The organism is Paenibacillus lentimorbus NRRL B-30488, assembly GCF_000411595.1.
Taxonomy (GTDB): Bacteria; Bacillota; Bacilli; order Bacillales; family Bacillaceae; genus Bacillus; species Bacillus velezensis.
Window position 1 is genome coordinate 175,798 of sequence record NZ_ANAT01000021.1, and the last position, 26,744, is coordinate 202,541.

The 26,744-nt window shown below is 46.0% G+C and carries 20 protein-coding genes and 4 pseudogenes; 4 read left to right on the forward strand and 20 right to left on the reverse strand.

Going from position 1 to position 26,744, the window contains the following annotated elements; genetic code table 11:
* Positions 1-71: 71 nt before the first annotated feature.
* The 6 genes and pseudogenes from manA to D368_RS12660 form a co-directional block, all read right to left on the reverse strand.
* Positions 72-1,019, reverse strand: coding sequence for a mannose-6-phosphate isomerase, class I (manA, locus tag D368_RS12635; protein WP_071391577.1), 948 nt, complete (start codon positions 1,017-1,019; stop codon positions 72-74).
* A gap of 14 nt (positions 1,020-1,033) precedes the next feature.
* Entirely contained in the window at positions 1,034-2,992 is a 1,959-nt protein-coding gene (locus D368_RS12640) for a fructose-specific PTS transporter subunit EIIC (RefSeq protein WP_071391576.1), read from the reverse strand.
* Positions 2,993-3,144: 152 nt separating this feature from the next.
* A pseudogene (manR, locus tag D368_RS12645) lies at positions 3,145-5,096 on the reverse strand (mannose transport/utilization transcriptional regulator ManR).
* Positions 5,097-5,325: 229 nt separating this feature from the next.
* Positions 5,326-6,242: pseudogene (locus tag D368_RS12650) on the reverse strand (MBL fold metallo-hydrolase).
* Between the two features lie 46 nt (positions 6,243-6,288).
* Positions 6,289-6,771, reverse strand: coding sequence for a Cys-tRNA(Pro) deacylase (gene ybaK / locus D368_RS12655; protein WP_057080462.1), 483 nt, complete (start codon positions 6,769-6,771; stop codon positions 6,289-6,291).
* 67 nt (positions 6,772-6,838) lie between these two features.
* Positions 6,839-7,723: a LysR family transcriptional regulator gene (locus D368_RS12660; protein ID WP_101562298.1), complete on the reverse strand. Its 885-nt coding sequence runs from the start codon at positions 7,721-7,723 to the stop codon at positions 6,839-6,841.
* Between the two features lie 124 nt (positions 7,724-7,847).
* On the opposite strand from D368_RS12660, the gene D368_RS12665 reads away from it, so the two are divergent.
* Positions 7,848-9,056, forward strand: a complete 1,209-nt coding sequence (locus tag D368_RS12665; protein ID WP_071391572.1) for an MFS transporter — start codon at positions 7,848-7,850, stop codon at positions 9,054-9,056.
* A gap of 149 nt (positions 9,057-9,205) precedes the next feature.
* On the opposite strand, the gene D368_RS12670 is transcribed toward D368_RS12665, so the two are convergent.
* The 7 genes from D368_RS12670 to D368_RS12700 all read right to left on the reverse strand — a co-directional run bounded on the left by D368_RS12670 (position 9,206) and on the right by D368_RS12700 (position 16,171).
* Positions 9,206-12,367 carry a bifunctional cytochrome P450/NADPH--P450 reductase gene (locus tag D368_RS12670; protein WP_101562299.1) on the reverse strand — a complete coding sequence of 1,054 codons (3,162 nt, stop codon included), beginning with the start codon at positions 12,365-12,367 and terminating at the stop codon, positions 9,206-9,208.
* A 27-nt stretch (positions 12,368-12,394) separates the two neighbouring features.
* The gene (locus D368_RS12675; protein WP_003152789.1) at positions 12,395-12,961 is read right to left on the reverse strand and encodes a TetR/AcrR family transcriptional regulator; all 567 of its coding nucleotides are present in this window, start codon (positions 12,959-12,961) and stop codon (positions 12,395-12,397) included.
* Between the two features lie 208 nt (positions 12,962-13,169).
* Positions 13,170-13,709 carry a class I SAM-dependent methyltransferase gene (locus tag D368_RS12680; RefSeq protein WP_071391570.1) on the reverse strand — a complete coding sequence of 180 codons (540 nt, stop codon included), beginning with the start codon at positions 13,707-13,709 and terminating at the stop codon, positions 13,170-13,172.
* Between the two features lie 171 nt (positions 13,710-13,880).
* Complete coding sequence (locus D368_RS20175; protein ID WP_162988639.1) at positions 13,881-14,036, reverse strand: hypothetical protein; 156 nt, start codon at positions 14,034-14,036, stop codon at positions 13,881-13,883.
* 173 nt (positions 14,037-14,209) lie between these two features.
* Positions 14,210-14,350: a YrzI family small protein gene (locus D368_RS12685; protein WP_003152787.1), complete on the reverse strand. Its 141-nt coding sequence runs from the start codon at positions 14,348-14,350 to the stop codon at positions 14,210-14,212.
* A 387-nt stretch (positions 14,351-14,737) separates the two neighbouring features.
* Positions 14,738-15,538, reverse strand: a complete 801-nt coding sequence (locus tag D368_RS12695; RefSeq protein WP_007408225.1) for a formate/nitrite transporter family protein — start codon at positions 15,536-15,538, stop codon at positions 14,738-14,740.
* A gap of 264 nt (positions 15,539-15,802) precedes the next feature.
* Positions 15,803-16,171, reverse strand: coding sequence for a Na-translocating system protein MpsC family protein (locus D368_RS12700; protein WP_003152783.1), 369 nt, complete (start codon positions 16,169-16,171; stop codon positions 15,803-15,805).
* Positions 16,172-16,476: 305 nt separating this feature from the next.
* Here D368_RS12700 and fdhF point away from each other — a divergent pair.
* Positions 16,477-19,418, forward strand: a pseudogene (fdhF, locus tag D368_RS12705) (formate dehydrogenase subunit alpha).
* A 23-nt stretch (positions 19,419-19,441) separates the two neighbouring features.
* The gene (locus D368_RS12710) at positions 19,442-19,933 is read left to right on the forward strand and encodes a helical membrane plugin domain-containing protein (RefSeq protein ID WP_071391569.1); all 492 of its coding nucleotides are present in this window, start codon (positions 19,442-19,444) and stop codon (positions 19,931-19,933) included.
* A gap of 38 nt (positions 19,934-19,971) precedes the next feature.
* Here the strand turns inward: D368_RS12710 and D368_RS12715 are convergent, their stop codons facing one another.
* The 5 genes from D368_RS12715 to D368_RS12735 form a co-directional block, all read right to left on the reverse strand.
* A complete protein-coding gene (locus tag D368_RS12715; RefSeq protein WP_013353003.1) occupies positions 19,972-20,202 on the reverse strand; it encodes a YrhC family protein in 231 nt (76 codons plus the stop codon).
* Between the two features lie 83 nt (positions 20,203-20,285).
* A complete protein-coding gene (locus D368_RS12720) occupies positions 20,286-21,428 on the reverse strand; it encodes a bifunctional cystathionine gamma-lyase/homocysteine desulfhydrase (protein WP_003152778.1) in 1,143 nt (380 codons plus the stop codon).
* A gap of 1 nt (position 21,429) precedes the next feature.
* Complete coding sequence (locus tag D368_RS12725) at positions 21,430-22,353, reverse strand: O-acetylserine dependent cystathionine beta-synthase (protein ID WP_014305481.1); 924 nt, start codon at positions 22,351-22,353, stop codon at positions 21,430-21,432.
* Between the two features lie 47 nt (positions 22,354-22,400).
* Positions 22,401-23,096: a 5'-methylthioadenosine/S-adenosylhomocysteine nucleosidase gene (gene mtnN, locus D368_RS12730; protein WP_003152774.1), complete on the reverse strand. Its 696-nt coding sequence runs from the start codon at positions 23,094-23,096 to the stop codon at positions 22,401-22,403.
* 20 nt (positions 23,097-23,116) lie between these two features.
* Positions 23,117-23,758, reverse strand: a complete 642-nt coding sequence (locus D368_RS12735) for a class I SAM-dependent methyltransferase (protein ID WP_128574849.1) — start codon at positions 23,756-23,758, stop codon at positions 23,117-23,119.
* 182 nt (positions 23,759-23,940) lie between these two features.
* On the opposite strand from D368_RS12735, the gene D368_RS12740 reads away from it, so the two are divergent.
* The gene (locus D368_RS12740) at positions 23,941-24,144 is read left to right on the forward strand and encodes a YrzA family protein (protein WP_003152771.1); all 204 of its coding nucleotides are present in this window, start codon (positions 23,941-23,943) and stop codon (positions 24,142-24,144) included.
* A 39-nt stretch (positions 24,145-24,183) separates the two neighbouring features.
* On the opposite strand, the gene D368_RS12745 is transcribed toward D368_RS12740, so the two are convergent.
* Positions 24,184-24,900, reverse strand: a complete 717-nt coding sequence (locus D368_RS12745) for a YrrS family protein (RefSeq protein WP_071391566.1) — start codon at positions 24,898-24,900, stop codon at positions 24,184-24,186.
* Positions 24,901-24,963: 63 nt separating this feature from the next.
* Positions 24,964-26,716 (reverse strand): annotated as a pseudogene (locus tag D368_RS12750) (peptidoglycan D,D-transpeptidase FtsI family protein).
* Positions 26,717-26,744 lie beyond the last annotated feature (28 nt).

The window sequence follows — 26,744 nt, forward strand, 5'->3', positions numbered from 1 at the left end:
CACGGAAATTTCGGCCTTTTTGTAAAAGTAACGAGAAACCCTTCTCTGCTGCCAGAGAAGGGTTTTGAAGATCACAGATGAGACACAATACACTTTGCATGGCCCGCCAGTTTATATTCTCCCAAACCGGAAGGCAGGAGAATGTGATCTCCTTTTCTAAAGGGATGTTCATGCCCGCCTGCAATTATTATTCCATCTCCTTCGATCACGCTGACAAGAAGGAAGGGATGATTCTGGAATAAATTTGCTTCACCTTTTACATTCCACTTTTCGACTGAAAAATAAGGACATTCTATTAAAACAGCTGCCAGCAGATCATCTGTTTGTTTATATTGAACGGTCGGCCGTTCACGGACAGATGGAACGTCTGTCACTTCTATACTTTTTTCCAAATGGAGCTCGCGCAGCCTGCCGTCCGCATCTTTTCTTCCGTAATCATACAATCTGTAAGTCGTATCTGAATTTTGCTGCGTCTCTAAAATAAGTGTGCCCTTTCCAATCGCGTGAACGGTGCCGCTTGGGACAAAAAAGAAATCTCCCGGCTTTACCTTAACTCTGTTCAGGAGCCCGTCCCATTCTCCGCGCTCAATCATGGATATCAGTTCTTCTTTTGTTGTTGCGCTGTGGCCGAAAATGATCTCCGCATCTTTTTCACAATCAATGATATACCAGCATTCGGTTTTTCCAAGTTCCCCGTTTTCATGCATTTTGGCAAAGTCATCATTCGGATGCACCTGAACGGACAGGTCTTGGTCCGCATCCAAAATTTTTGTAAGAAGAGGAAAACGGTCTCCTTCAAGGTTTCCGAATAAATCTCTGTGATGCTCCCACAATTCACCGAGCGTACATCCTTTATACATGCCGTTTCGAACTGTGCTCTGTCCATTTTGATGAGCGGCGAAGGCCCAGCACTCCCCTGTCCGCTCGGACGGAATATTATAGTGAAAATCACGCAGGGCGGCGCCTCCCCAAATTCTTTCTTTGAAAACCGGATTGAAAAATATCGGTTCAGTAGACATGATCATCCCCCGCTTTATTCGATTTCTTCCAGAAGCCCATACGCCTCTTCTTTTGTCTGAACGGAGAGCAGCCTTTCCCGATAGCTGTCATCCATCAGTTTTCGGGATAACATCTGCAATATTTTCAGATGCTGATTTCCGCCGCTTTCCTTCGGTACGGCAATCATAAAAATCAGTTTTGCATCAGAACCATCAAGGCTGTTCCAGTCAACACCCGAACGTCTTATTCCGAATGCAACACCCGGCGTTCTGACGGCTTCAGACTTTCCGTGCGGAATGGCGATATTCATACCTATCGCCGTGGTTCCCTGCTGTTCACGGCTCAAAATGGCCTGCTTAAATCCGCTGTCAGACAGCAGCATACCTTTACGGGACAATTTCTCGATCATTTCATCGATAATGTCATCCCTCGTTTCGCCGGATAAATGCGGTTCAATCAAGTCCGTGCTGATAATGTCAGTCAGTTTTTTGATTTCGGTCATCCCGGCTTTTCGGCTGTCAGCCTGAGATGGTTCCTTTGTTTCTTTTGCCGCTGCAGCTTCATTTGGTGCGGCAGACGGCAGCATCTCACCGGGCGCGGGGGATTTCGCCATATCTTTCTTCAGTACATTAACCAACAGAGCGGTGACAAGAGAGCCTGCTGTTACAGCGATAAAAAACATCAATACATGATCTACTGCTCCAAGTACAGCAACGATGGGGCCGCCGTGTGCCACTCTGTCCCCCACATGGCCGATCATCGCTATCACCGAGCCGGTCATAGAACCCGCCATAATACTCGGGATCACACGAAGGGGGTCTTGGGCCGCAAATGGAATGGCTCCTTCCGTGATACCGAAAAGGCCCATCGTAAATGACGCTTTTCCCATTTCTTTTTCTGCGGCGGCGAATTTTCTTTTTCCTAAAAACGTCGCAATCCCAAGCCCTATCGGCGGTATACAAATGGAAACGGCAATCGGGCCCATAATTTCATAATTTCCTTCTCCGATCATTGCCGATCCGAATAGAAAGGCCACCTTGTTTACGGGTCCTCCCATATCAAAGGAGATCATCGCTCCTAAAATCAATGCCAGGAGAATTGAGCTCGAGCCTTTCATTCCCGCAAGCCAAACCGTTAATGATGCGAAAATATGAGCGACGGGGGCGCCGATCAGAAATACAAACGCCAAACCGACGATCAGCGAGGCAAACACCGGAATAATAATGATCGGCATAATCGGCTGTATTGCTTTAGGAACTTTACATTTTTTGATTCCAAGCGCCGCATATCCCGCCAAAAATCCCGCAATGATTCCTCCAAGAAATCCTGCGCCGCTTGCACTGTCGTAAAAGCTGCCGGATGCCGCAATATATCCGCCGATCATTCCGGGGACAAGACCCGGCTTATCGGCGATGCTGAACGCGATGTACCCGGCTAAAATCGGGATCATGAATGAAAAAGAAGCGCTGCCGATCTGTTCAATCGTTTTCCAAAAAGACGCATCCGGAATGACTAATCCCTTTGGTGTTTTTTCTCCTCCAAGCGTCAATGCAACCGCTATCAATAATCCGCCGACGACAATGAAAGGAACCATAAAAGAAACGCCGTTCATTAAATGACGGTAAATCGGGTTTTGTTTTTTGCCCTGCTGACTTGCGGTTTGAGCTTTTGAAGCAGATTGATAGACCGGCACTTCACCGCTAAGCGCTTTTTGAATTAATTCTTCCGGTTTGCGGATGCCTTCCTGAACCCCGACGGCCAGCAGCTTTTTTCCCGCGAATCGGTCTTTGTTCACCGAACGGTCCGCCGCGATAATGATTGCGTCTGCTTCCCGGATTTCCTCTTCGGTCAGCCTATTTTCCACCCCGATTCCGCCCTGGGTTTCCACTTTGATCTCAACGCCTAATCTGCCGGCTGCTTTTTGTAAATTTTCAGCAGCCATATACGTATGGGCAATGCCGTTCGGACATGATGTAATCGCTAACAGTTTCATATAAATCCTCCTTTGCAGTCTGAATTTCAAGATCTTGTCTCAACTTTATACTGAAATCAGCCTGTGATAAGCGCGTTTTTTTACCATAAGTTCCGGAAATAACGGCATTTTTCCCTATAAACAGAAAAAAAGCAGGGAGCCATTCCCTGCTTTTAATAGTTTAAATACGATAAAAACGTCATCACATTTTTTTCTTCCGTCAGTTTTTGAATAAATGCCGGCTGCTCGCTAAGATAGGAAAGCTCACTGAATAATTGCTTTACCTTGTTTTGATCTTCGTGTTTGACGGCAAGCATAAATACAAGCGACACCTTTTCCGTCCCCCACTCAATGGGCTCTTTTAAGGTGGCGATTGCAATGGCTGATTGTTTGATATATTTAGAGTTCGCGTGAGGGATGGCAATACCCGCCCCGATATTTGTCGCCGACATTTTTTCTCTCATTACTGCATGAATGCCATACTCTTTTTCTACATAGCCTTTTTCATACAAAGCCTGCGCCAGCTGTTCAATGACCTGATAACGGTGCGCTGTCTCTTGCTGTAAAAAAACGAGAAACGGAGTCGTATCATTCAGCATTTTAAACGTTTTTTGCTCCCGGCGGTATGATGTATCAAGCTGTTGCATAAATGCGCTGAGCTTCTTTTCATCAGCAGGCTCCAAAAGCGGTGATACGACGATATGAGGGATCGTTACATTTCCAAGCTCTATCGTAGAAATGACGAAATCTATATCTTTATGCTTTTTGATATACTCTGTCAGCTCCGATTTTGCGATACAGTCTTTTATCGTAATGTGATGAAATTTGCGTTCAATTTTAGTCCGCAGCAATTGCGACATGCCAATGCCCATATGGCAGACGATGATCGTCCTTTTAGGGTTATGACTGCTTCGGCGCAGCCGTTCGATCGCTGCCTGAAAATGCAGCGTCAAATAGGCCGCCTCTTCTTCAGGAATATATAGATCAAATGTTTGATTGATGTCTTCTAAAACGTCAATGATAAGATGAAACAAATAAGGGTACATTTTTTTGATGTCGTGAAGCATGGGGTTTGAAACAGAGAGATCATAGCTCAGCCGCTTCAACACCGGATCGAGATGAATGTTCAATCCGTTGATCAGTTCCTGGTCTTTGTGAAAATCCAGCATTTTCAGTTCTGAAACACGATTGATCAAATGCCTGACGACTTTGGAAAGCTCAGAATCTTCAAGATCAAGCTTCTTTTCTTGCTGCAATGGATAGCGGACTTTCCCGCCTATTATATGTAAAGTTAAATAGACGGCTTCTTCCTCGGGAAACCGGATGGCAAATACCGGCTCAAGCCGTTTTAAACAAGCCAGTGTCCATTCATATTCTTTCTTCTTTTTTACCGCCTCCAGCTGTCTTGCAGAGATGGCGACCGGCTGTTTCATTTTGATACGGCGGATGGTCAGCAATGTATGCAGCAGCAAATTTTCAAATGTTTCATCCGTAAAATAGATAGAATGGTTTTTTTGTAATAACTTGATTTCTTTTCTCACAAAGTCCGCTTCATGACTTAAAAACTTACTTTTTATAAATTGGCTTGTAAACTCCGCATTATCAATCAAATCTGAAATTCGCGCCAATGCTTTTCTTTTGTTTTTTCGTCCCCTTCAATCTTTAAGCCGAGCCGCTGTTTAGAAACCAGTATGAGGTCAAATCGCTTCAGCCACTCTTCAACCGCACTAATATCCTTTTTAATGGAAGCTCTGTTTACAAAATGCTGTGCGGCAATTTCTTTTGCGGAAACGGGCTTTGAATTCATTAATAAATCATAAGCGATGTGAAGTATTCTTTCTTCATCGGTCTTGTGCCTGCATGTAAAGTGCTCATTATAAATGTGCCGGCTTAACCGTGACCTTTCCTGTTCAGATATATGTAAATAGACGCCTAATCCCGGTTTGCGGATCAGCTGAGCTTGAGCATGTTCATTCAGGAAATCTTCAATCGTTTTCAAATCATTCCTGATCGTTTTTTCAGAACAGCGGACCCTGTCTGCGAAATCTTGCACAACTAAGTAGTCATCAGGTTCAGATAACAACAGATACAAAATCTTTTTCTGTCTTGAATTCATGTATTTCATCTGTTTTTCTATCCTTCCTGTCCGTTTCTGCTGGAGCAATTATGATAGGTTACATATACTGCGCATACGAAACCGTTTTCATTGTATAGTGAAACAAAAGAGTAAAAAGTTTTGTTTTTTACCGCAGATTCCGGAAAAATCATGTTTTATACTGAGGCTGTTCACCTTTGGTTGACAACAAAACACCAACCGTTTTTAAACGATTGGTGTCGGCAGCGAAAACCTGCTGTTACAGCCAAAATGTTTCGCCAAGCGCTAATGCTTTCAGGTTTTCAGGAGGTAACGCACGCCGGTCCCACTCGCCGTGCAGTCTGCTTAATGCTTCCGGGCCTGTATCATCAGCAAGCCGGAATGCCCCGTAATGCATGGGAATGAAGCTGTCAGCCTTCAGCTCCGAAAACGCTTTCACGGCGTCTTCCGGATTGATATGTGACACTTTCATAAACCATTCGGGTTCGTATGCTCCGATCGGCATCAGAGCCGCCTTAATACGAAACCTCTCTCCGATTTCTTTAAAGCCTTCAAAATAGCCTGTATCTCCTGCAAAATAGATGGACTCGCCGTTTTCGCTTTCTATGACCCAGCCCCCCCAATGAGAGGTATCGGTATCCCAAAGCGTTCTCCGTGTCCAGTGCTGGGCCGGAACAAATGATATATTCACCCCCCGCATCTCAAAACGATCCCACCAATTCATTTCATGAACCTTTTTGCGGCCTTTTTTGATGAACAGCTTTTTTAGTCCCGCAGGCACGTAAAAATCCGGGTTTCCTCTCAGTTTTTTATACTCGGAAAATCAAGATGGTCATAATGCCCATGTGAGATGAGCACGGCATCAATGTCAGGCAGTTCGCTCAATTCATATCCCGGCTCTGTCAGCCGTTTTTGAAAACCCATCCTCCGCGCCCATACAGGGTCGGCCATTATGTTAAGCCCCTGTATTTGGATCAGGAATGAAGAATGGCCGATCCATGTTATGGCGGTTTCCGTCCGATTGACGGCAACATCACGGACATCCCTTGTGACCGCTTTCGGAATATTCTCGCTTAAATCTTTACTTTTTTCTCTTCGTTCTTTCATCCATTTCCACATATCTCTGAATCCATGTTCATTCTTCACGCCATTCAAGTTTTCATATCTTTTTTTCATTATCATTCTCCCTTGAAACGTGTATTCCATTAGATTCATCGGACATTTATACAATGTCTGTAAATACCGCTCCGCTTGCTTCGGCTAAATCTTGAGGCGCTACTTTCAGCTGCATTCCGATTTTCCCCGCACTGACAATCATAAACTCCAGTGTTTCAGCGGATCTATCAATAAAAGTCGGAAACCTTTTTTTCATTCCGATCGGAGAGCAGCCGCCGCGTATATAGCCGGTCACTCCCAAAAGGTCCTTCATGGCAATCATTTCTATTTTCTTCTCACCTGCCGCCTTCGCAGCCTTTTTCAGATTCAGTTCTTTTGCAACGGGAACGACAAAGACGTAATAACGATCAGTTCCTGCAGATGCCACTAAGGTTTTATAAACATATTCGGCAGAGTATCCGATTTTTTGTGAAACGGAAAGACCGTCTGCGGGCTGTCCCCCTTCTGTTTTGTAACCTAATAGCTCATAGGGAATGTTTTGCTGCTCAATGATACGGACAGCATTTGTTTTCACTGTTTTTTTCGCCATGGTTATCCTCCGTTTTCTGTATTTCTTTCTGCTTTATTTTCAACTTCGATTTTAATAAAATGACCGCTCAGTTGCGTCCTTTGTAATAATCAAGTGCAAACTGTTTAAAACGCTCAGCAGCGGGAGAGAGAGCATGGTTTTTTAACTGGGCTAACGCTATGGTGCGTTCGCATTGGTAATCTGCAACCGGGAGAAAAACGACCGGAAAGTATGAATGCTCCGCGGTTTTCGGCAGCACTGCAGCCCCAAGACCCGCGGCGGTCAGCCCTAATATGGTTGACACTTCCTCTCCTTCAAATGCGAGATGCGGGTGTATATTCAAATCCTGGCACATCAGATCAAACATATACCTCAGCCCGTATCCCGGTTTAAATCCGACAAAATCCTCGTCCTGCATCTCTTTCATTTGAATGCTTTTATTTCCTGCAAGCGGGTGGTTCTCAGGAAGCACCGCATAAAGAGGCTCTTTCTCCAGCACCGTCCATTGTAAAAGCTCGCTTGGAAGCGGCGGAGAGCTGAGACAGATATCCGCATCTCCCGTTTCCACCATTTTGCGAAGCGTTTCATTTGCGCCTTGATAAAGCCGGAAGGTCACGTTTGGGTATAGCTTTTTAAATTCGGCAATCAGCTGAGGCATCAAGCGCAGCCCGAGCGTATGAAGAAAAGATACAGATATTTCGCCGTGTTCCAGGCTCATATTTTTTTTCACTTGTTCAACGCCTTCATTTAAAGCTCGTCTCGCTTGTTTTGCTTTTATTAAGAACTGCTCTCCGTGCCTTGTCAGCCGGACGGCTTTTGTCTCTCTGTAAAATAACGGCGCGCCTAATTCTTCTTCGAGCCTGATAATCGATCGGCTTAATGCCGGCTGAGAAATCATCCTTTCTTTTGCCGCGTTTGTGAAATGCTGATGAGTTGCCGCCGCAATGAAGTTGTCAATTTGATGAAGCTCCATTTTCTCCTTCTCCCCTTTCTTCATAACTTACACGCATTAATTCTATAGTTATTATAAATTAGACACATTGAAATGAAAAGCGTACGATACATATATAACCAACAGTGAGAAAAGAGGGACATTCATGACGTTTATTCAGCCTCATACAAAGGCTTACAGGAAGGCCAGCTTGGCTCTGTTTATCAGCGGCTTTGTGACATTTGCCACGCTTTACACGACACAGCCGCTTATGCCTTTGTTTTCGGAAGAGTTTCATATTTCCGCTGCGGCTGCCAGCTTAACTTTATCCATCTCAACAGCCGTTTTGGCATTTTCATTATTGGCCGCTGCTTCGTTGTCTGACGGATTCGGCAGAAAAAAATTAATGGTGCTGTCGTTAACAGCTACTTCTGTTTTAGGTCTATTAACAGCGTTCAGTCCGGCTTTTCCGGCGCTTTTGGCGATGAGGGGGCTGCTCGGTATTTTTCTGGCAGGCGTTCCTGCTGTCGCTATGACATATGTAGGCGAGGAGTTTGATCCGAAGGGCCTCGGGAAAATGATGGGCTTATATATCAGCGGCACAAGCATCGGGGGAATGAGCGGCAGGCTGTTAACGGGGCTTCTGACTGATGTATTCGGCTGGCGGCCGGCGCTTGCCATTATCGGCATTCTTTCTATTGTATTAAGCTATTTGTTTTGGCGTTTTCTTCCGGCTCCGCGCCATTCATCTCAGCGGCATGCGGGCGTAAAAGCGGCATGTAAGGAATACGGAGCGGTTCTACACCGCAAACGGCTGCTTTTGTTAATATCTCTGGGATTTATATTAATGGGGAGTTTTGTGACATTATATAATTATATCGGCTTTCATTTAATGGCGGCCCCTTATCATTTGTCACAGACTGTGATCGGTTTTATTTTTATTGTCTATCTCGCGGGAACGTTCAGCTCTGTCTATATGGGGAAAAAAGCGGACCTTTTCGGAAGTGCAAAAATGATTAAGATTGCGATTTTTGTTATGCTGGCCGGTGCAGCGGTGACACTTTTGCCCCAGCTTGCCCTTAAAATCGCGGGGATTGCCGTCTTTACCTTCGGCTTTTTCGGCGCACATTCGATCGCAAGCGCCTGGGTCGGCCGCGCAGCCGGTGATCAGCGCGCGCAAGCCTCTTCATTATATCTGCTTGCATACTATATCGGGTCAAGCGTGGCCGGGTCTTGCGGCGGTTTCTTTTGGACGCATTTTCATTGGATCGGTATCATTTCATTTATTTCGGTTTTGCTATTGCTGTCTTATCCGGTTTTATTTCTGGCGGAATTCAGAAAAAAGGGACATAGCCGCCTGCATGTAAATCAATAAAAACATTAAAGATTTGTGTCTTTTGTCCGATACTAAAGATAAGGCCGGCACGATACTCCCTATAACTATTCCTTTTGATTCAGTAGATTTCAAATATCGTGCCGGCTTTCTTCAATTAAAACACAATCTTCAATTGCCTTACGCTTCTGTTACACACCTGCCCAAACATCTTTCGCATATCTTCCTTCCGCCTGCAGCTGTTCAAGCCAATTCGAGGAAACTTTTGAATCAGTGTTATGCACCTTTTCATACGCCTGAAGCAGTACATTTTCGACAGCCGGAGCCATTTTGCTTCCGTCTCCGCATATATAGAGATGGCCGCCTTGGTCAAGAAGCGCAATAATCTGTGCAGCCTCGCGAAGCAGGACATCCTGTACGTAAACTTTACAGTCCTGATCTAATCTGGAATACGCCCGATGCACGGTGACAAGGCCGTTTTTCTCCGCATGGTCGAATTCATCTTTGTACAGATCGTCTTCTTCAGGATGTCTGCAGCCGAAGTATAAATGAGCTTCGCCCAGGCTGTTACCGGACATTTTTTCTGCTGCCCGCGCCTGGATAAATCCCCTGAACGGTGCAATTCCGGTGCCTGCTCCGATCATAATGAGAGGCGTTTTCGTATTTTCAGGCAATGCGAAACCCGACTGCGGCGAGCGGATGAAACAGACGGCAGAATCGCCATTTTGTAATCCGGCTAAATAGTTCGAAGCCACGCCCCTGTATTCTCCCCGGCCGCTCCACGCCGGAGCCGTCACAACGCCGACCGTGATACTGAGCTCCCTTTTGTTTGCCTTCGGTGAGCTTGAGATTGAATAATAGCGCGCCTTTAAGGACGGCAGAAGTTCTAAAAAGCGCTCAAACGGCAGTTCACAAGCCGGATAATCTTCCAGCAGGTCCAGCATGGTCATTCGTTTTTTCAGCACGTTTTCTTTATATGCCGCATCGTCAGAATAAAGATGCTCCAATTCTTTTTGGTGCGGCGGGCACACGGTATAGGCGGCAAGTTCGCGAAGCTGGGCTCTCGTTGCCGGTTCCTGCAGCTCTACATATGACGCCAAAAGCTCCGGCGCATTAACCGGCCGGTCCATCGGCAGATGAGGCAGCTGCCGGCCCTTGATCTTAAAGTGCTGGTTCGGATCAAGACCGAATCGGCGAATGACACGGCTGATCAGTTCCCCGCTGTTTTGCGGAAGCACCCCGAGATGGTCTCCTTCCCGATACGTTTCGGTTTTCGGGAGACGCAGCTCAATATGCCGGACTGAACGCTTGCTGCTTTCGGTATGAAGCTCTTTGTTTGTGATGACTTCCGCCTCAAATGCTTTGTACGTTTTGGCAATCGGCGTCTCGGCTGCTTCACTTACGTATTCGATTGATAACTGTGATTTGTTTGCCTGTTTTGGAGCGGCCTCTATATGAAAAGCCTTCATGATGTCCTTCCAGAATGAGTCTTCCCAGGCTTCCTGACTGTACTCAAAATCATCGGCATTGTCGCCCTCCCCGATAGAAGTCAGCCGTTTTGCCCCTTTTTCTTCAAGCACTTTGTCTATCAGGCGGGGGATCCTCTGGTAAGTGGCGGCCCAGTTGCGGTCTCCGCAGCCGAAGACAGCGTAAGAAACACCCTTTAATTCCTGATCTTCAAGGGTTTCCATCCATTTCACAAAGCCCGCCGCATTATCAGGCGGCGCCCCGTTATAAGAAGCCGTCACAATAACGACTGCGCCTTTTACAGGCAGTTTCCCTGCATAATCATCGAGCGGGCCGGTTTCAGTTGAAAATCCTTTGCTTCTGCCGATGTCAGCCAGCTCTTCCGCGATTCCTTCCGCAGTTCCTAAATTTGAACCGTAAAGAATGAGAAGCGGCGTTCCGTGGGACGGTATTTCTGTCGTTTCTTCTTTGTGACCGCTGCCTTCAGCTTTATGGTTTTGTGCGGACTGCTGATTGGACACATCCTTGTTTTTCACACGGATTTTAAAATCACCGGGCTTAATGGTTAAAGCTTCTTTAATCGTAAGCTCATAATCAGTATGATCAATCAGTTCAAAGTGTTTAAGGACAAGGCCGAGCACCATTGTCGCTTCCTGCAGGGCAAACTGCATCCCGATGCATGCGCGCTGTCCGTTTCCGAACGGCTTATACGCATCAGCCGGAATTGCCGCGGGATCGCTGAACCTTTCCGGACGGAATAACTCGGCATCTTCTCCCCACGCGCTTTTATCCCGGTGCAGCTGCGGAGTCAGAATCGTCACCGGCTGTCCCTTCGCAATCGGATATTTCCCGCCGAGAACCGTATCTTCTTTCGCGTACAGGGAAAATGCCGGGGCAGTCGGATACAGCCGCAAAGTCTCGTTCAACACCATGCGGATATATGTCAGCTGCTGAATCTGCTTATATTCAGGTGTCTCTCCCGTCAGCACCCGCTCGGCTTCCTGAACGGCTTTTTTCAATTTATCTTTATTTTTCAGCAGGCAGTATATCGCAAAAGAAAGCAGCCCGCTTGTGGTTTCATGCCCCGCGATCAAAAAGGTAATGATTTGATAACGGATATTCTCATCATCCAGCCTTTCCCCTGTTACAGGATCTTTCGCTTCAAGCATCAATGCTAAAAGATCAGACAGATTCTCATCCGGATTTTCCCTCCGCTCAGCGATGATCCGGTCTACAAGCGAATTCATCTCTTCAATATCCTGCTGGAACTGATGTCTCGTTTTGATCATCAGCTTGTCCTGCAGGCTGTGTCTCTGCGATTGGCGCATTGCCTCCTGCAGCGCACGAAGCATACTTGTGATAAAAGGATGCTGTGTGTCGCGGTAAAAGCTGTTAAAGCGGTAATGAAATCCGCACAGGCCGATTGTATCCAGCGTCAGACGCGTCATATCTTCGGCAACGTCAATTTCTTCATTCGGATTTAATCTGCTCCACTTCTGCACGAGCTGCATGGCAATATCAAGCATCATTGAATGATAGCCTTTCATCGCCTTCTGGCTGAAGCTCGGCAATAAAATCCGATGCGCTTTCTGCCAATTCTTTTCGTGAGTCCAGCTCGTAAATAGTCCGTCACCGCCAAACTCCCGGACTTTCAGCAAGGCTTTGCTGAGGTTTTTATCAAATCGCTTTTCATCGCACACTTCTGCCGCGAGCTCGCGGCCTGAGACGAAGACCCCGACAGAGCTCGGAAATTCAAAACGAAAGATCGGGCCGTATTCTTCGGCAATTTTCCAGAGCGATTGTGACAGTTTTTCTTTTTCCAAGTGAGGGAGATTTTTCAGAGGTCCGTATGTTTTCGGCTGCGGTATAGCGCTTAGCTGTTTCATATCGATCTTCCTTCCTTCGGCGAATAATTAATGAGTTCTGATGGCATCCCAAGAACATTGTTCCAATTCTTTCAGAAACGGTTTTGTTATTTCGACGCTTCCCGTCCGGATAAGCTGATAGAGTTTGAGATATGCCCCGAGCAGCAGCGCCATCAGCACATTGGACGGCAGATTGCGGAGCACACCTTCAGACTTGCCGCGCTGAAAAAAGACGTCAAGCATCTGTGTTATTTCATCAAGAAGCTTACGGCTCGTTTCATTCAGAAAGTAGGCGTCCTTATTCGTTTCAAGAAAAAACAATGCATACTCACTTTCCTTCGTAAAATCAATCAGACAATAAAACAGGTGATGAAACCCTTCTCTTACAGAGATACCCTGAAAGTCCGTTTTGACTTTTTTCATAAAACGCTGCGCACTTTCCTGATACAGTACGTTCACAAGTGTCTCTTTGCTGTCAAAGTAACGGTAGATTGTGCCGGTTCCGACATCGGCCTGAGCGGCAATCATCGGAATCGTCGTGGCGTCAAATCCTCTATCTGTAAACAAAGTAAGCGACGCTTTCATAATGAGTTCAACCTTGTTTGAAGCTGTCATTTCATCCCCCTTTCTAAACGCGGAATGAATATTCATTCCGTTTGTTCAAAATATTTAAAATGTACGGTCATCTGATTACCATTGTATAAGAAAAAACTTTTTTTAATATAAAATAGATGTGAAATAACCAAAAATAAGGAAATATGCCCAATTTCACAAAAAGAGCTGCAGTGACTTAAGCAGCTCTTTTTATTTCCCAAGAAATATTCTATTTAATGGCAGTAATAAAATGGAATGAATCTCTGCTGACAACTGAAATGTCTCTGAAATGCTGATCATAGAGCACCTGAATCACATCCTTCTCACTCATCCGCGAAGGTTTCAAAACCATATAGAAACATCCGTCAATTTGAAGAACGCGGTACACTTCTTTACATGCTGTCCGGTAATCGCTGACTGTTTCAGCAGTATGTAATGAGAAAACTTTATGAAAGCTGCGATCGCGGAACGGTAAGTTTTCAGGCCTCCCCTGCTGAATGTTTCCGAGCCCGGCTTTTATAACCGAACGGTTTGCGCGCTGTGTTTTCCGTATTTTACGTTTCGATGTTTCTATGCTTTTAAGACTGCCCTTTTCAAGCTGTCCGATGATTTGTTTAAACATTGAGCCGTTTCCGGTCCCGATTTCCAAAATGCGGTCGTATTCCTGTATGTCCATCAAGATTTGCTGAATGACTGACTCTGCCGGTTCTGATGCAGCAAAGTATTTCGCGCGCATTCGTTTTAATGCTGAAGATGTATGTTGCAACATTGTATAACACCCGCTTTTCCATTCCTGTGATTTATTATTCAGAAATAATATTACCTCGTATTAGTATGAGGTACTAACTAGACGCACTTCTCTTCATGAACGTTTCGATTTATTTGAAATTTATATTTGTTTTCATAAAAAAAGACGGAAAACGTAGGTTTTCCGCCTGCTCTAGTACCAATAATACGGTGCTGTATATCTTGTCTGCCGGGAAAGCGCCGCCATTCTCTGCCGGCGATACGGGTTGCCGTAGCCGTGTTTAAATGAATGGGGCATTGACGCATACCCGTGCCCGATGGATGGAATTCTGTTCTGACCGCCTTGCATGCTATCACCCGCTTACCAATTTTTCTTTCTTTACCATGGTATGCAGGCCGTCTGCGACGTGACAGCAACATCCTCGCTAAACCTGGTCCTTCTCCATTGTGTAATGATTCAGCAGTTCAATTCTGAACATGATGATCTCCTCCTTCTCCTCCGTTTTGGCCCTTCGTGTCCGTTCAGTTCATATAAAAGTGTTTCAGCTGGCGTTCTTTCGCTTCATTATAAAACTCTTCGACCTGCTGTTCTCGTTCATACTCTTCCGCACTTTTAAAACGCTTTGAAATGGTCAGTGTTAAAAAGAAAAGATTAATGGTCATTATCGCTCACCCCCTTTCAATATCCGCACAAGCGAAAATAACCCGCAGCAAACTTCATATGCGCTGCGGGCAGACTAAATCCGCAGACAAAAGAAGACGTGCTTCTTTCCCTGCGGGGAGCTGCGAATGTCCTGATACTCCGAAATTAACGTGCTTGACGGGCAGAGGTTAAGGAAGGACACGAACTCTTCCACAGGCTGAATCGGTTCAATTGTAAATTTTGATTGCCGTTTAACGTCGTCATGTGATTCAACCTCCCTTTGCTTTTTCTTACTTTGTAAGTATATCCATCAGATTCCATTTTGTAAACATTTTTTTCAAGATTTGGACGGAAAATGTGCTGGCATTCCGCTTCAATTGTCCGTGTTTTCCGGCATCTTTCTTACCTCAGGAAACTCTTTTCATCCCTTGCTTTTTCTGATCTTTTTTTGAATATGCAATAAAATAAATAAGGCCGACAAACACTGCCCCGCCGATTACATTCCCGATAAAGGCCGGAATGAGATTGCCAATCAGATCACCCCACGAAAAAGAGCCTGCAAATATCGCAGCCGGGATGATAAACATATTGGCTACAACGTGCTGAAAACCAATTGCGACAAACGCCATAATCGGAAACCATATACCCGCGATTTTTCCGGCTCCGTCTTCTGCGCCGAAAGAAAGCCAGACGGCCAAACAGACAAGCCAGTTACAGCCGATCGCCGAAACAATGACTTTTCCAAACGGCATATCCAATTTGCCTTGTGCGACCGCAATCGTTTTTTCCAAGTAAGGTCCTGTTTCGGTTAATCCGACAACATGTCCGAAAAAGTACGCGACAAACAGTGCGCCGACAAGATTCATCAACGTCACGATCACCCAATTTTTCACTAATGCACCGGCGGATATTCTTCTGGAAAACAGCGCCATAGATACCGACATCATATTTCCCGTAATCAGCTCCGCGCCGGCAAGAACGACGAGCACCAATCCGATGGGAAACACGGACGCCCCGATTAAACTCGACAGGCTTCCCCATTCTTTCGGAAGGTCGCCGATGACACGGATATCAAGCAAATAACCGAGTGCGATAAACGCTCCTCCCAAAAATCCTAATACAATCAGTGCTGAAAGCGGTGAATGCACCTTTTTTACCCCTGATTCGACCGCAAGCTCCGCTATTTCGTCCGGTTTACGAAAAGCCATAATAACCCCTCCATTTATCATTTCAGCCCGCAGTTTCCAAAGACGCCTAACAAAAAAGGCAGCATTCAAACAGCCCGTCTAAAACGGGTTTGAATGCTGCCTAACTTGTATGCATACCCATACAACAATATCAAGCAGAATGAAAATATTAGCTATAGAAAATGTACAGATCATGCACACATTCCATAAAAAAATCGTCCTTAAGCCACTGCTGGCAGTTCATATCATATCAAATGTGACAATTTCGTGTCAATTGAATTTTTTTCAGCTTTTGATTTCTTCACGGCGCTCTTCAATGGTTCGGTCAAAGACAAATACAGACACCGCAATATTCTCTTCGATCTTGATGTCTGAAAACAGATGCACGAGCTTTGCTCCGATGAGCTCTTCCATTCCGTCAGGCGTTTGTTTTGAATACAGTTCCTGAATTAAGCTGGTCCGCGCTGCATGAACCATTTCTCTTCCTTCAGGCGTGCGTGCGATAAACTGCTCACTTGCGCTTAGATTGCCGTAAAGCGTTGATACCGCCATGTTATCCACAAAAACGGTATGAATTCGTTCCGGCCCCTTTCCAAATAATTCTTTGCGCAATTTCCGGATAATATCGTTAAATTCATGAATTTTTTTAGACATATTGTCCCCTCCGATTTCAGCCTATGAAAGACATTCCCGGTTCCCCTTTTTGACATTTCACCTGGTTAAAGTTTTCCTTTCGTATTGTATTATAATAAATATCACCTTATAATAAAAGCAGTGAAGATGGATTTGTAATAGGAAACGTGTTACGAGTCTATCGTTTTATACAAATAGGATTGGTCTGTTAGTAAGACTTGCTAGTGAACTATTCCGCCATGCGTATTTATACCGTTCTCCGGACAGGAGGCCGGTATCTATGTGCATGGCTTTTTTCGAGTTTAAAAGATGGAGGGGAATTGGAAGTGACAGACGTTCAGTCTATCCGTGTCAAAATTGACGGCACGGAGTATGAAGCACCAGAGGGGTCTAAGATTTTAGATATTTTAAACCAAAACGGCATTGAGATTCCGCAAATATGCCATGTACCGGAAGTAGATCCGATTCAAACATGTGACACCTGTATTGTTGAAGTAAACGGGAAATTGCAGCGCTCTTGTTCCACGGCTGCAGAAAACGGGATGTCCATCTCGCTTACGTCGGGAAGGGTAAAAGAGGCTCAGACAGAGGCCATGGACCGCCTGCTCGAGAATCACCTGCTTTACTGTACGGTATGCGATAACAACAACGGCAACTGCACACTGCATAATACAGCGGAAATGATGGGAATTGAGCATCAGAAATATCCGTATACGCCGAAAGATGATTCAAAGTCCGCGGTTGATATGTCTCACCCGTTTTACCGCTATGATCCGAACCAATGCATCGCCTGCGGCCAATGTGTGGAAGTGTGTCAAAACCTTCAGGTGAATGAGACCCTTTCAATTGATTGGGAGCGCGACCGCCCGCGGGTCATTTGGGATGAAGGCGTCGCCATTAATGAATCATCCTGCGTCAGCTGCGGCCAATGTGTCACTGTCTGCCCTTGTAACGCACTGATGGAAAAATCAATGCTCGGCCAAGCCGGATTTATGACAGGAATAAAAGAAGATGTCATGGAACCGATGATTGATTTAGTGAAAAATGTTGAACCCGACTATACAAGCATCTTCGCCGTGTCAGAAGTGGAAGCGGCTATGCGCGATAAACGGACGAAAAAACAAAAACAGTCTGCACGTTCTGCGGCGTCGGATGCTCTTTTGAAGTATGGACAAAAGGCCGTGACATCCTTAAAATTCAGCCTGTTTCCGATGCTCCGGTTAACGCGATTTCCACTTGTGTGAAAGGGAAGTTCGGCTGGGACTTCGTGAATTCGGAAGAACGAATTACAAAACCGCTTATCCGGAAAAACGGCGCATTTGTTGAATCGTCATGGGAAGAAGCTCTTGATCTTGTCGCTTCAAGACTCGGTTCGATCAAGGCCGAACACGGAAATGGTTCTGTCGGTTTTATTTCTTCTTCTAAAATTACGAATGAAGACAACTACGTTATTCAAAAATTAGCGCGTCAAGTATTTGAAACCAACAACGTGGATAACTGTTCACGCTACTGCCAGTCACCGGCAACGGACGGCTTATTCCGCACAGTCGGTATGGGCGGTGACGCCGGCACAATTAAAGATATCGCAAAAGCGGGCCTCGTGCTCATCGTCGGCGCCAATCCGGCGGAAGGACATCCGGTTCTGGCTACACGCGTGAAACGCGCCCATAAGCTGCACGGACAAAAATTAATTGTTGCCGATCTGCGCAGAAATGAAATGGCTGAACGGTCCGACCTCTTTATCAGCCCGAAACAAGGGACTGACCAAGTCTGGCTCATGGCAGTGACAAAATATATGATTGACCAAGGCTGGCACGATCAAGCGTTTATTGATGAGAATGTCAACTACTTTGAAGATTATAAAGAAACACTGAAAAAGTATACATTAGAATATGCGGAGCGCATCACCGGACTTTCTCAGGATACGATCATCCGCATTGCCGAAATGATTCGTGATGCAGACGGCACTTGTGTTCTTTGGGGCATGGGCGTTACCCAGAATACAGGCGGCTCTGATACATCAGCGGCGATTTCCAATCTGCTGCTTGCCACAGGAAACTACCGCCGCCCGGGCGCCGGAGCCTATCCGCTGCGGGGACATAACAACGTTCAAGGCGCTTGCGATATGGGAACTCTTCCAGGCTGGCTTCCGGGGTATCAGCATATTACCGATGATGCGGCACGCGCTAAATTCGAAAAAGCTTACGGTGTTGAAATTGACGGCAAGCCGGGTCTTGATAATATCGAAATGCTCCATGCGATTGAAGAAGGAAACATGAAAGCCATGTATCTTGTCGGTGAAGATATGGCGCTCGTCGATTCAAACGCCAACCATGTTCATGACATTTTATCCAGCCTTGATTTCTTTGTTGTGCAGGATATTTTCCTTTCAAGAACGGCGCAATACGCGGATGTCATCCTGCCTGCGGTTCCATCTCTTGAAAAAGACGGAACATTTACAAACACAGAGCGTCGTGTGCAAAGATTGTATCAGGCGCTTCCGACACTCGGCGATGCCAAACCCGACTGGTGGATTATTCAGGAAGTCGCCAATCGTTTAGGCGCTGATTGGAATTACACGCATCCAAGCGACATTTTCTCAGAAATGGCAAGCCTTTCTCCGCTGTTCGGAAAAGCAAGCTACGACGTTCTTAGCGGCTGGAACAGCTTCCTGTGGGGAAGCTTTACGGGAGAAAGCACTCAGCTTCTTTATGAAGACGGCTTTAACTTCCCGGACAAAAAAGCCCGTTTTGCGCTGAGCGATTGGGTGGAGCCTGCCGTATTCCCTGAAGAATATGACCTGCATATTAACAACGGACGGATGCTTGAACATTTCCACGAAGGAAACATGACAAACAAATCGAAGGGCATTCAGTCTAAAGTGCCGGATGTATTTGTTGAAGTATCGCCGGAGCTCGCGGCTGAACGCGGAATTTGCGATGGAACAATGATCCGGCTCGTCTCTCCTTTTGGGGCGGTTAAATTGAATGCGCTTGTGACAGACCGTGTCCGCGCAAATGAGCTTTATCTGCCGATGAACTCTACAGATAAAGATTCTGCGATTAATTTCCTGACCGGGCCTGCGTATGATTCACGGACACATACACCTGCCTATAAACAGACAAAAGTCCGCATGGAAGTGCTCGGTTCCTGTGATACACCGCCGCTTCCGAAAACGAATCCGCGGAACAAAAAACGTCATCCGCAAAACGGTGTGGAAGCTCAGCGAAAATGGAACCGTCCGGGCTATGTGCACTTAACTGATTAAGGAAAGGAGGAAACATTATAATTATGGCAAGCCCAATTACTGAAATTCAAAAAGAAACGAAAACAGAGGAACAGCTGAAAGCTGAAAAACTGGAAGAACTGAAGACGCTTCTCGCAGAAAATGAAGAAGCCGTCGCGAAAACGATGTCTATTATGGCAGAGCTGAATGGCTTGGGCGTTTTTGATGCCGCCGGCTATATGCTCCAGGCAAAAGAGGAGATTGCCAAAATCGCACTCGGACAGATTTCCCGGGAACCTGTCACCAATCTTCTGAATACGATGATGGCCGCGGGAGGCGCGCTGTCAAAAGCTGATCCCGAATTTATGGGCAGACTTTTAGAAAGCGCCATGGCCGGGACGGATCAGGCGCAAAGATTTTTAAAAGAGGACAGGAAAGTCAGTATGTTTGAACTGATGAAAGCCGTCGGTGATCCTGATATTAACCGCGCGCTCGGCTTCGGGCTGCAGTTTTTAAAAGGAATGGGAAAAGAATTACGCGAAACCCCGTCTGAATAAGAAATGAAAAAGCCATTGTCAAAAGACAATGGCTTTTTTTATTCATCGGCCTCTTCCAGCCTCTTTTTATAAATAAGTGAACGGTCAACGCAGAAATAAGCGCCCGCTAAAAATGCACAATCCGTTACAAACATCAGCATTTTCTGGCCCGCAGTCAGCCCTTGTCCGGGAAGAACCGCGCCGATATAAATGAAGGTGCTGACTGCAAGCAGAATAAATGCGTAATGCTTAAAATCTTCTATTAATGATTTCAGTCTTTTCTTCTCCATATAAGGTCACCTGCCAGTTTTATAGTCTACCAACATTATAATACAAGCTGACAGCCGACAGAGAATGTAAATCTATCCATTCTTTATAAAAGGGAATCAAGCGCCTGTTTCACATCCGCCGTTAAATCCTCAGTATCCTCAATACCGACTGAGATCCGTACGAGCCCGTCGGTAATGCCAAGCGCAAGCCGGCGGTCGCGCGGGATCGAAGCGTGCGTCATTCTGGACGGCACGGAGATTAAGCTTTCAACCGCTCCTAAGCTTTCAGCGATTGTAAACAGGTTCAATTTTTCTAAAAACGCGTCGACGCGTTCACTGCTGCCGATATCAAAGGAAATCATTCCGCCGAAACCGGAGCTTTGCGCTTTTGTCAGCTCATGGCCCGGATGTTTCGCTGATCCCGGATAGTAGAGCGTCTGAACGGCATCATGCGCTTCAAGCAGCTCGGCGATTTTCCCGGCGCTGTGATTGATGGCATCCATTCTGAGTCCCAGTGTTTTAATGCCTCTCATTAAAAGCCATGAATCCTGCGGTCCTAAAACGCCGCCCGTTGAGTTTTGCACGTAATGAAGCTTTTCACCGAGCTCTTTATCAGCCGTCACAACTAAGCCGCCGACGACATCGCTGTGGCCGCCGAGATATTTTGTTGCGCTGTGAAGCACGATGTCCGCGCCGAAGCTGAGCGGCTGCTGGAAATACGGCGTGTAAAACGTATTATCGACGATAAGCAATACGCCCGCTTCTTTTGCGATGTCAGACATCAGTTTGAGGTCAGTCACTTTCAATAGCGGGTTTGTCGGTGTTTCGATATAAATGGCTTTCGTATTCGGGCGAATGGCCTTTTTGACTTTTTCTTCACTGCTCGTATCAACAAAGTCCGCTTCAATACCGAAGCGGTTCAGCACACCTGTCATCACCCGGTAAGTGCCGCCGTATACATCATCCGTCAAAATAACATGATCGCCGCTGTCAAACAGCATCATGACGGCAGTAATCGCAGCCATGCCTGAGCCGAACGCATATCCCGCCGCGCCGCCTTCAAGCTCCGCAATTAAGCTTTCAAGCGCCGTCCGCGTCGGATTGGCCGTTCTTGAATATTCATAACCCGTGTGCTCGCCCGCTTTCGGCTGCCGGTACGTGCTTACTTGATAAATCGGTACGGAAACCGCTCCTGTTTTTTCATCTCCCGTAATTCCTCCGTGCACCATCAGCGTTTTTTTCTTCATCTTACTGACCTCCTTGAAAAATGTTTTTGCTTATATATCGATCGCTGCCGTCAGGGAAAATAGTGACGATATTTGATCCGGCGGGCGCTTTTTTCGCTTCTTCAAGTGCTGCATAAAGAGCCGCCCCTGAAGAGCTGCCGATTAAGAGGCCTTCTTTCTCGGCCGCTTCTCTGACAAGCGAAAACGCCGTATCGTCTTCCACTGTGTAAATGGCGTCAAAATGGTTCTCGTCCATATAATCCGGGATAAACTCCATGCCGATGCCTTCCGTTTTATGGGCATGCGGCTCTCCTCCGTTCAGGATCGAGCCTTCCGGTTCAACGATCACCGTTTTGACGGCAGGATTTTTCTCTTTTAAATAAGCTGCCGTACCGGCAAAGGTGCCGCCGGAACCCGCTCCTGCGACAAAGGTGTGGATATCCCCGCCGAGCGCGTTCCATATTTCGGGTCCAATCGTTTTATAGTAAGTCAATGGATTTACTCGGTTTTTAAATTGCAGAACGGCATAAGAATTATTAATCTCCCTCTCCAGTTCAAGCGCTTTTCGAATGGCTCCCTGCATACCTTCTTCTCTCGGCGTATGGACGATGTCCGCTCCGAGAGCTTTCATAATTTGCTGCTTTTCTCTGCTGAAATGCTCCGGGACGCAAAAAACGGCGCGAAGCTGATGCTTTCTTGCGCACAGAGCGAGTCCGATCCCGGTGTTTCCGGCAGTCGCTTCGATGATAACGCCGCCCGGTTTCACCTTTCCCGTGCGAAGCGCATCTTCAATGAGCATTCCGCCCAGCCTGTCTTTAATGCTTCCGCCCGGATTCATCATCTCAAGTTTAGCATAAACCGCTGTTCCCTCCGGTATATCAAAATGCTTGAGACGGAGCAGCGGTGTATTTCCGATCAGTTCTGTAATATCTGTTATCACGTTCAATATGTGTCCTCCTCCTGGAAAAGCGGAGGAGAACGAGAATCCCCCGCTTAGTGAATTCGTTTGATGACATTCAGGACAAGCTCAGTTGAATGAACGGCAGCCTGTTCTAAAAATTTATCAAATGAAACGTCAGATTCTTTTCCGGCAATATCAGATAAAGCTCTGATGACAACAAAAGGCGTTTTGAACTGGTGGCACACCTGTGCGACAGCCGCAGCTTCCATTTCAACCGCGTACAAATCCGCAAATTTGGCGCGTACGTCTTCAACCCGCTTCGGATCATTCATAAAAGAATCTCCCGTAGCGATCGTGCCTTTGGCGACTTGAATGCCGTTCAGTTCAGAAACCGCTTCCTCAGTAATACTGATCAGCTTTTCATCAGCTTTGTATGCTGCCGGAAGACCCGGCACCTGTCCGTATTCATAGTCAAACGCCGTCACATCCACGTCATGATGGCGGACATCTGTTGAGATGACGACGTCGCCTACATTCAATGTATGATGAAAACCGCCCGCTGAGCCTGTGTTAATCACATAATCAGGTTTGAAACGGTCAAGCAGAAGCGTCGTGCTGATCGCGGCGTTGACTTTTCCGATCCCCGATTTCAGCAAAATAACTTCGACGCCTTCATAGCTGCCCGTCGTAAACTCACAGTGAGCGATCATCTCTTGTTTTGCGTCTTTCAGTTTGCTTCTTAAAATCGTAACTTCCTCTTCCATTGCTCCGATGACTGCCAGTTTCATTTATACACAATCCCTTCGATTTACCGTTTAATCGCCTCCATTATCCAGACAAAGTCATTTTGCTGCGTAAACCGCGCGGCAAATCCCTCTTCTGAAAAGATGTTTTTCATTGTCCCGAGTGTCGGATAATGTTCCGTCTTTAAATCGTCCGCTAATTGATGATAGCCGTTTCGGATTGCTTTTTTAATTGTTTCATCATAAGCTTCATGATCTTTAAAGACGGTATCGGCAAACACTATTTTATCATGCTTCTGAAGGATTGTGCCATATTGCTTTACAGCCGCTTGCTTTTCTTCATCTGTTAAATGATGAAAGGCGTACGAGCTGACGATGGTATCTATTTGAAAAGGCGGAGCGGGAAACTCCAGAAAATCTCCGTCACTGAACACGGCTTTGTCAGAAAGCTTGTCAGCCGCCAGTTTTCTCATTGACGGAGATGGTTCTACACCAAACACCTTTTTGTTCGCGGCGGCTAATTTCGCCGTTAAATTCCCTGTGCCCGGTCCGAACTCTAAAACGTTTAAACCTGAAAGTGCGACGATGCTGTCAAGAATATTGTCATACCCTTTAAAAACATCAGCATATTGTTTGTCTGCCCCATGCACTGTGGCATCATAAGTCGCTGCCCAATCTTCAAATAATGGAATAAATTCACGGCCCATATTTTTCACTCTCCATAATTTATAATTCCTATGAGTATAGTATGGATTAATCGTGGAACAGTTCCTATCCTATCACAAAAAGAATGGAAGGGTACTAAAATACTTTGGGATTATTGCGCAATTACGGCAGAAAGGCTTATACTTTCATTGACTCAGAAGAAAAATCAGGAGGATCTGTACTGATGAATTTTCAATTGGATTTAATCAAAGATAAAGTAGAATTTTTCGAAGCGGCATCTTTGCAGGAGCTTGAAAAGAAAATAAACGTTCAGATTGAAAACAACCAGGCGATTATGCTTCGCGTCCGTTCTGTATCCCATCAAGTGACGGCCGTTGACGGCAGAATCCTTTACAGCGCGTCGGTGCATTTTTCAGCTGACGTATGACAGAAAAAAGCAGCTGAATAATCAGCTGCTTTTTTGCGGTTATTTTAACGTTTCTACTTTTGTCGGCTTCCAGCCTTTTTTGTCTTTCCAAGTGATGGTGACCTGATACTTTTTGCCGTTCGTTTTGTCTAAAACTTTACCCTTCGCATCTTGCGGGCTTCCATTGTTTCCGAGCCACAGCACTGTCATGTGATCTTTTGACACGCCTGTTGCGTAAGAGATGGCGTCAAGCATTTCGGACCAGTCTTCAGAGCTTGAGTCATACGTCGCCGCATGTTCTCCCGTCTGCTTTGTGCCGACCGCTTTCCATTTTGGGTTAACAATTGTTTTCTCGACTTCGCTTGATGAGCCGCCCTCTGTTATTTTTGCGCCTTTAAAAGGATCGCTTGAATCAGAGTCTTTTTTGCTGCTGTCATCACTTTTCGATGAATCATCGTCTTTTTTGCTGTCAGAGTCTGAAGATGAATCAGATGTGTCCTTATCCTGTTTATCTTTTTTGTCATCGTCTGATGCCTTATCTTTTTTGCTGTCTTTTATGTCTTCATCGGATGTCTGCTTCGTCTTGCCTGATGCAGGTGTTTCCTGCTTCTGGCTCGTGTCCGCTTTTTCGCTCACGTCGCTCGACGGACTGTTGATGAAGAGGCTGACTGCAACGACGACAATAAGAATAGATACGATAGCAATTAAAATGTTAAGCACCATATTTGCTTTTCTGCGCTTATCACGGTTTTCAAAACGAGATTGTTTATTGCTCAATCATTCTGCACTCCTTTATCCCTCTTGCTCAGCATATATTTTAACATGGGCTGAGCGGTTGTTCTATGTCTGATTTGTTTCATTTTCATGTACCTTTTTAACAATATCATAAAACACTGTATTTGTCAGAGCCTTATCCCCCGGCGTGTCCATGTGCAGCACCACGAGAGCGTATTTCGGCTTGTCCGCGGGAAAGTATCCCGCAAACCATTTGTGGTAAAGCGTCTGTTTTTCTTTTGTGAACATTCCCGTCTGGGCCGTTCCCGATTTGCCTGCTATCTCATACGGCAGATCCTGAAACCTTCGGCCGGTTCCTTTCGGTGAGGTGACGACTTCTCTGAGAATTTTTTGAAGCTGCTGCGCCGTATATTTGTCGATGTTTTCCCCTTTTAACGGCTGATCTTTGAATGACGCCATCGTCGTTTTGTTTTTGTATTCAATTTTGTCCGCGATTTTGACTTGTTTTTTTCACCGCCGCGCGCGATCGCCGCCATCATATTGGCGACTTCAAGAGGCGTGACTTTCACGTTTTTTTGCCCGATCGCCGTCTGTGCGACGGCTTTTTTTACGGTTTTGTCTTTGTCATCTCCCCAAATGACCCCGCTTTTTTCATTATACAGCTGCCTGAATCCGTCTTCCCGGTACAGCTTGCCTTCCCAGCCCGCCCGCTGTGTGAGACCTAGTTTTTCCGCCATGTTTTCAATAACGGAATCATCTTTTTTGATCAATTTTTCCGCAAGACTTGTAAACGTATAATTGCAGCTTTGGGCAAAGCTTTCTCCAAAACTGAGCGTGCCTTTGTCATCCCCCGGCTCTCCGTACAGGTTGAGATTGCAGTTAAAGGATGTGCCCGGCTTCACTTCGTTTTGTTCTATTGCGGCTGCGGCGATCACCGTTTTAAACACTGATCCCGGATAAATCGGCGTCAGCATGTAATTTTGCAGTGTCTGCTGCTTTGACATGTCAGCGTCAGGCTTTGATACCATTCCGAGCACACTGCTTTTTTCAATGTCTAAAAGGACGGCTCCCCCTTTTTTAACCCGCGGTCTTTCAATACATCTTCCATTGCTTTTTGAATATTGCGGTCGATGGAGGTTTTGACTTGCAGCGGATAAAACGCGTTTGCTTCAGCCGTATATTTGACGTCCATTCCGAATAAAGGGTTTCCCCTTCCGTCGACATGATACAAAAGTTTTGTGTCCTGATCCGCCAGTAAAAACTCATCAAACGTCCGCTCCATCCCGCTTGTCCCGATTTTTGCCGTGATCGGCAGTTCCTTCCTCCCGGGGTATTTCTTTTTCAAAAGCTCAGGGTCCTGGTTTGTCGCGCCCAACAGATGAGCGGCTATGTTTGTTTCTTTGCTGTCTTTCATATATACGCCGTAAATGCCGGGATATTTCAAAGAATTGATATTTGCCACGGATTGTTTCGTCAAATGTTTTATTTTTCTGCTGTTCAGGATCACCGGTTTTTTTGCTTCCGTGAGCAGCTGCCTGAGCTCCCCCTGTTTCATTCCGAGAATGTCTGATACCCGTTCAACCGGCCAATCCTGCGTCATGAGAAAGGGAAACAGTATGACGGCAGGCTGCTTTTTTCCGGTCAGCTCTTTGCCGTTCCGATCAAGAAAAGAGCCGCGACCGTCTGAAATAAGGACTTCTTCCGTCCGCTGCTTGACGCTTTCCTGAATCAGATTAATATTGGATTTTGAAAAAGATTCTGTAAAAAACAGCTGAATTTCAGCCAGCCTAGCAAGCAGAAAGAAAAACACGAGCAGAAAACAAATCACGGCCGTTTTCAGCCTTTTTGATACGATCATAAAAAACACCTCATCCACATTTTGGACG

Bases quoted from the DNA above. Each gene is read 5' to 3' on its own strand.
- manA (WP_071391577.1), bottom strand. From the start codon at position 1,019: ATGTCTACTGAACCGATATTTTTCAATCCGGTTTTCAAAGAAAGAATT.
- D368_RS12640 (WP_071391576.1), bottom strand. From the start codon at position 2,992: ATGAAACTGTTAGCGATTACATCATGTCCGAACGGCATTGCCCATACG.
- ybaK (WP_057080462.1), bottom strand. From the start codon at position 6,771: ATGGCGAAAAAAACAGTGAAAACAAATGCTGTCCGTATCATTGAGCAG.
- D368_RS12660 (WP_101562298.1), bottom strand. From the start codon at position 7,723: ATGGAGCTTCATCAAATTGACAACTTCATTGCGGCGGCAACTCATCAG.
- D368_RS12665 (WP_071391572.1), top strand. From the start codon at position 7,848: ATGACGTTTATTCAGCCTCATACAAAGGCTTACAGGAAGGCCAGCTTG.
- D368_RS12670 (WP_101562299.1), bottom strand. From the start codon at position 12,367: ATGAAACAGCTAAGCGCTATACCGCAGCCGAAAACATACGGACCTCTG.
- D368_RS12675 (WP_003152789.1), bottom strand. From the start codon at position 12,961: ATGACAGCTTCAAACAAGGTTGAACTCATTATGAAAGCGTCGCTTACT.
- D368_RS12680 (WP_071391570.1), bottom strand. From the start codon at position 13,709: ATGTTGCAACATACATCTTCAGCATTAAAACGAATGCGCGCGAAATAC.
- D368_RS20175 (WP_162988639.1), bottom strand. From the start codon at position 14,036: ATGCAAGGCGGTCAGAACAGAATTCCATCCATCGGGCACGGGTATGCG.
- D368_RS12685 (WP_003152787.1), bottom strand. From the start codon at position 14,350: ATGACCATTAATCTTTTCTTTTTAACACTGACCATTTCAAAGCGTTTT.
- D368_RS12695 (WP_007408225.1), bottom strand. From the start codon at position 15,538: ATGGCTTTTCGTAAACCGGACGAAATAGCGGAGCTTGCGGTCGAATCA.
- D368_RS12700 (WP_003152783.1), bottom strand. From the start codon at position 16,171: ATGTCTAAAAAAATTCATGAATTTAACGATATTATCCGGAAATTGCGC.
- D368_RS12710 (WP_071391569.1), top strand. From the start codon at position 19,442: ATGGCAAGCCCAATTACTGAAATTCAAAAAGAAACGAAAACAGAGGAA.
- D368_RS12715 (WP_013353003.1), bottom strand. From the start codon at position 20,202: ATGGAGAAGAAAAGACTGAAATCATTAATAGAAGATTTTAAGCATTAC.
- D368_RS12720 (WP_003152778.1), bottom strand. From the start codon at position 21,428: ATGAAGAAAAAAACGCTGATGGTGCACGGAGGAATTACGGGAGATGAA.
- mtnN (WP_003152774.1), bottom strand. From the start codon at position 23,096: ATGAAACTGGCAGTCATCGGAGCAATGGAAGAGGAAGTTACGATTTTA.
- D368_RS12735 (WP_128574849.1), bottom strand. From the start codon at position 23,758: ATGGGCCGTGAATTTATTCCATTATTTGAAGATTGGGCAGCGACTTAT.
- D368_RS12740 (WP_003152771.1), top strand. From the start codon at position 23,941: ATGAATTTTCAATTGGATTTAATCAAAGATAAAGTAGAATTTTTCGAA.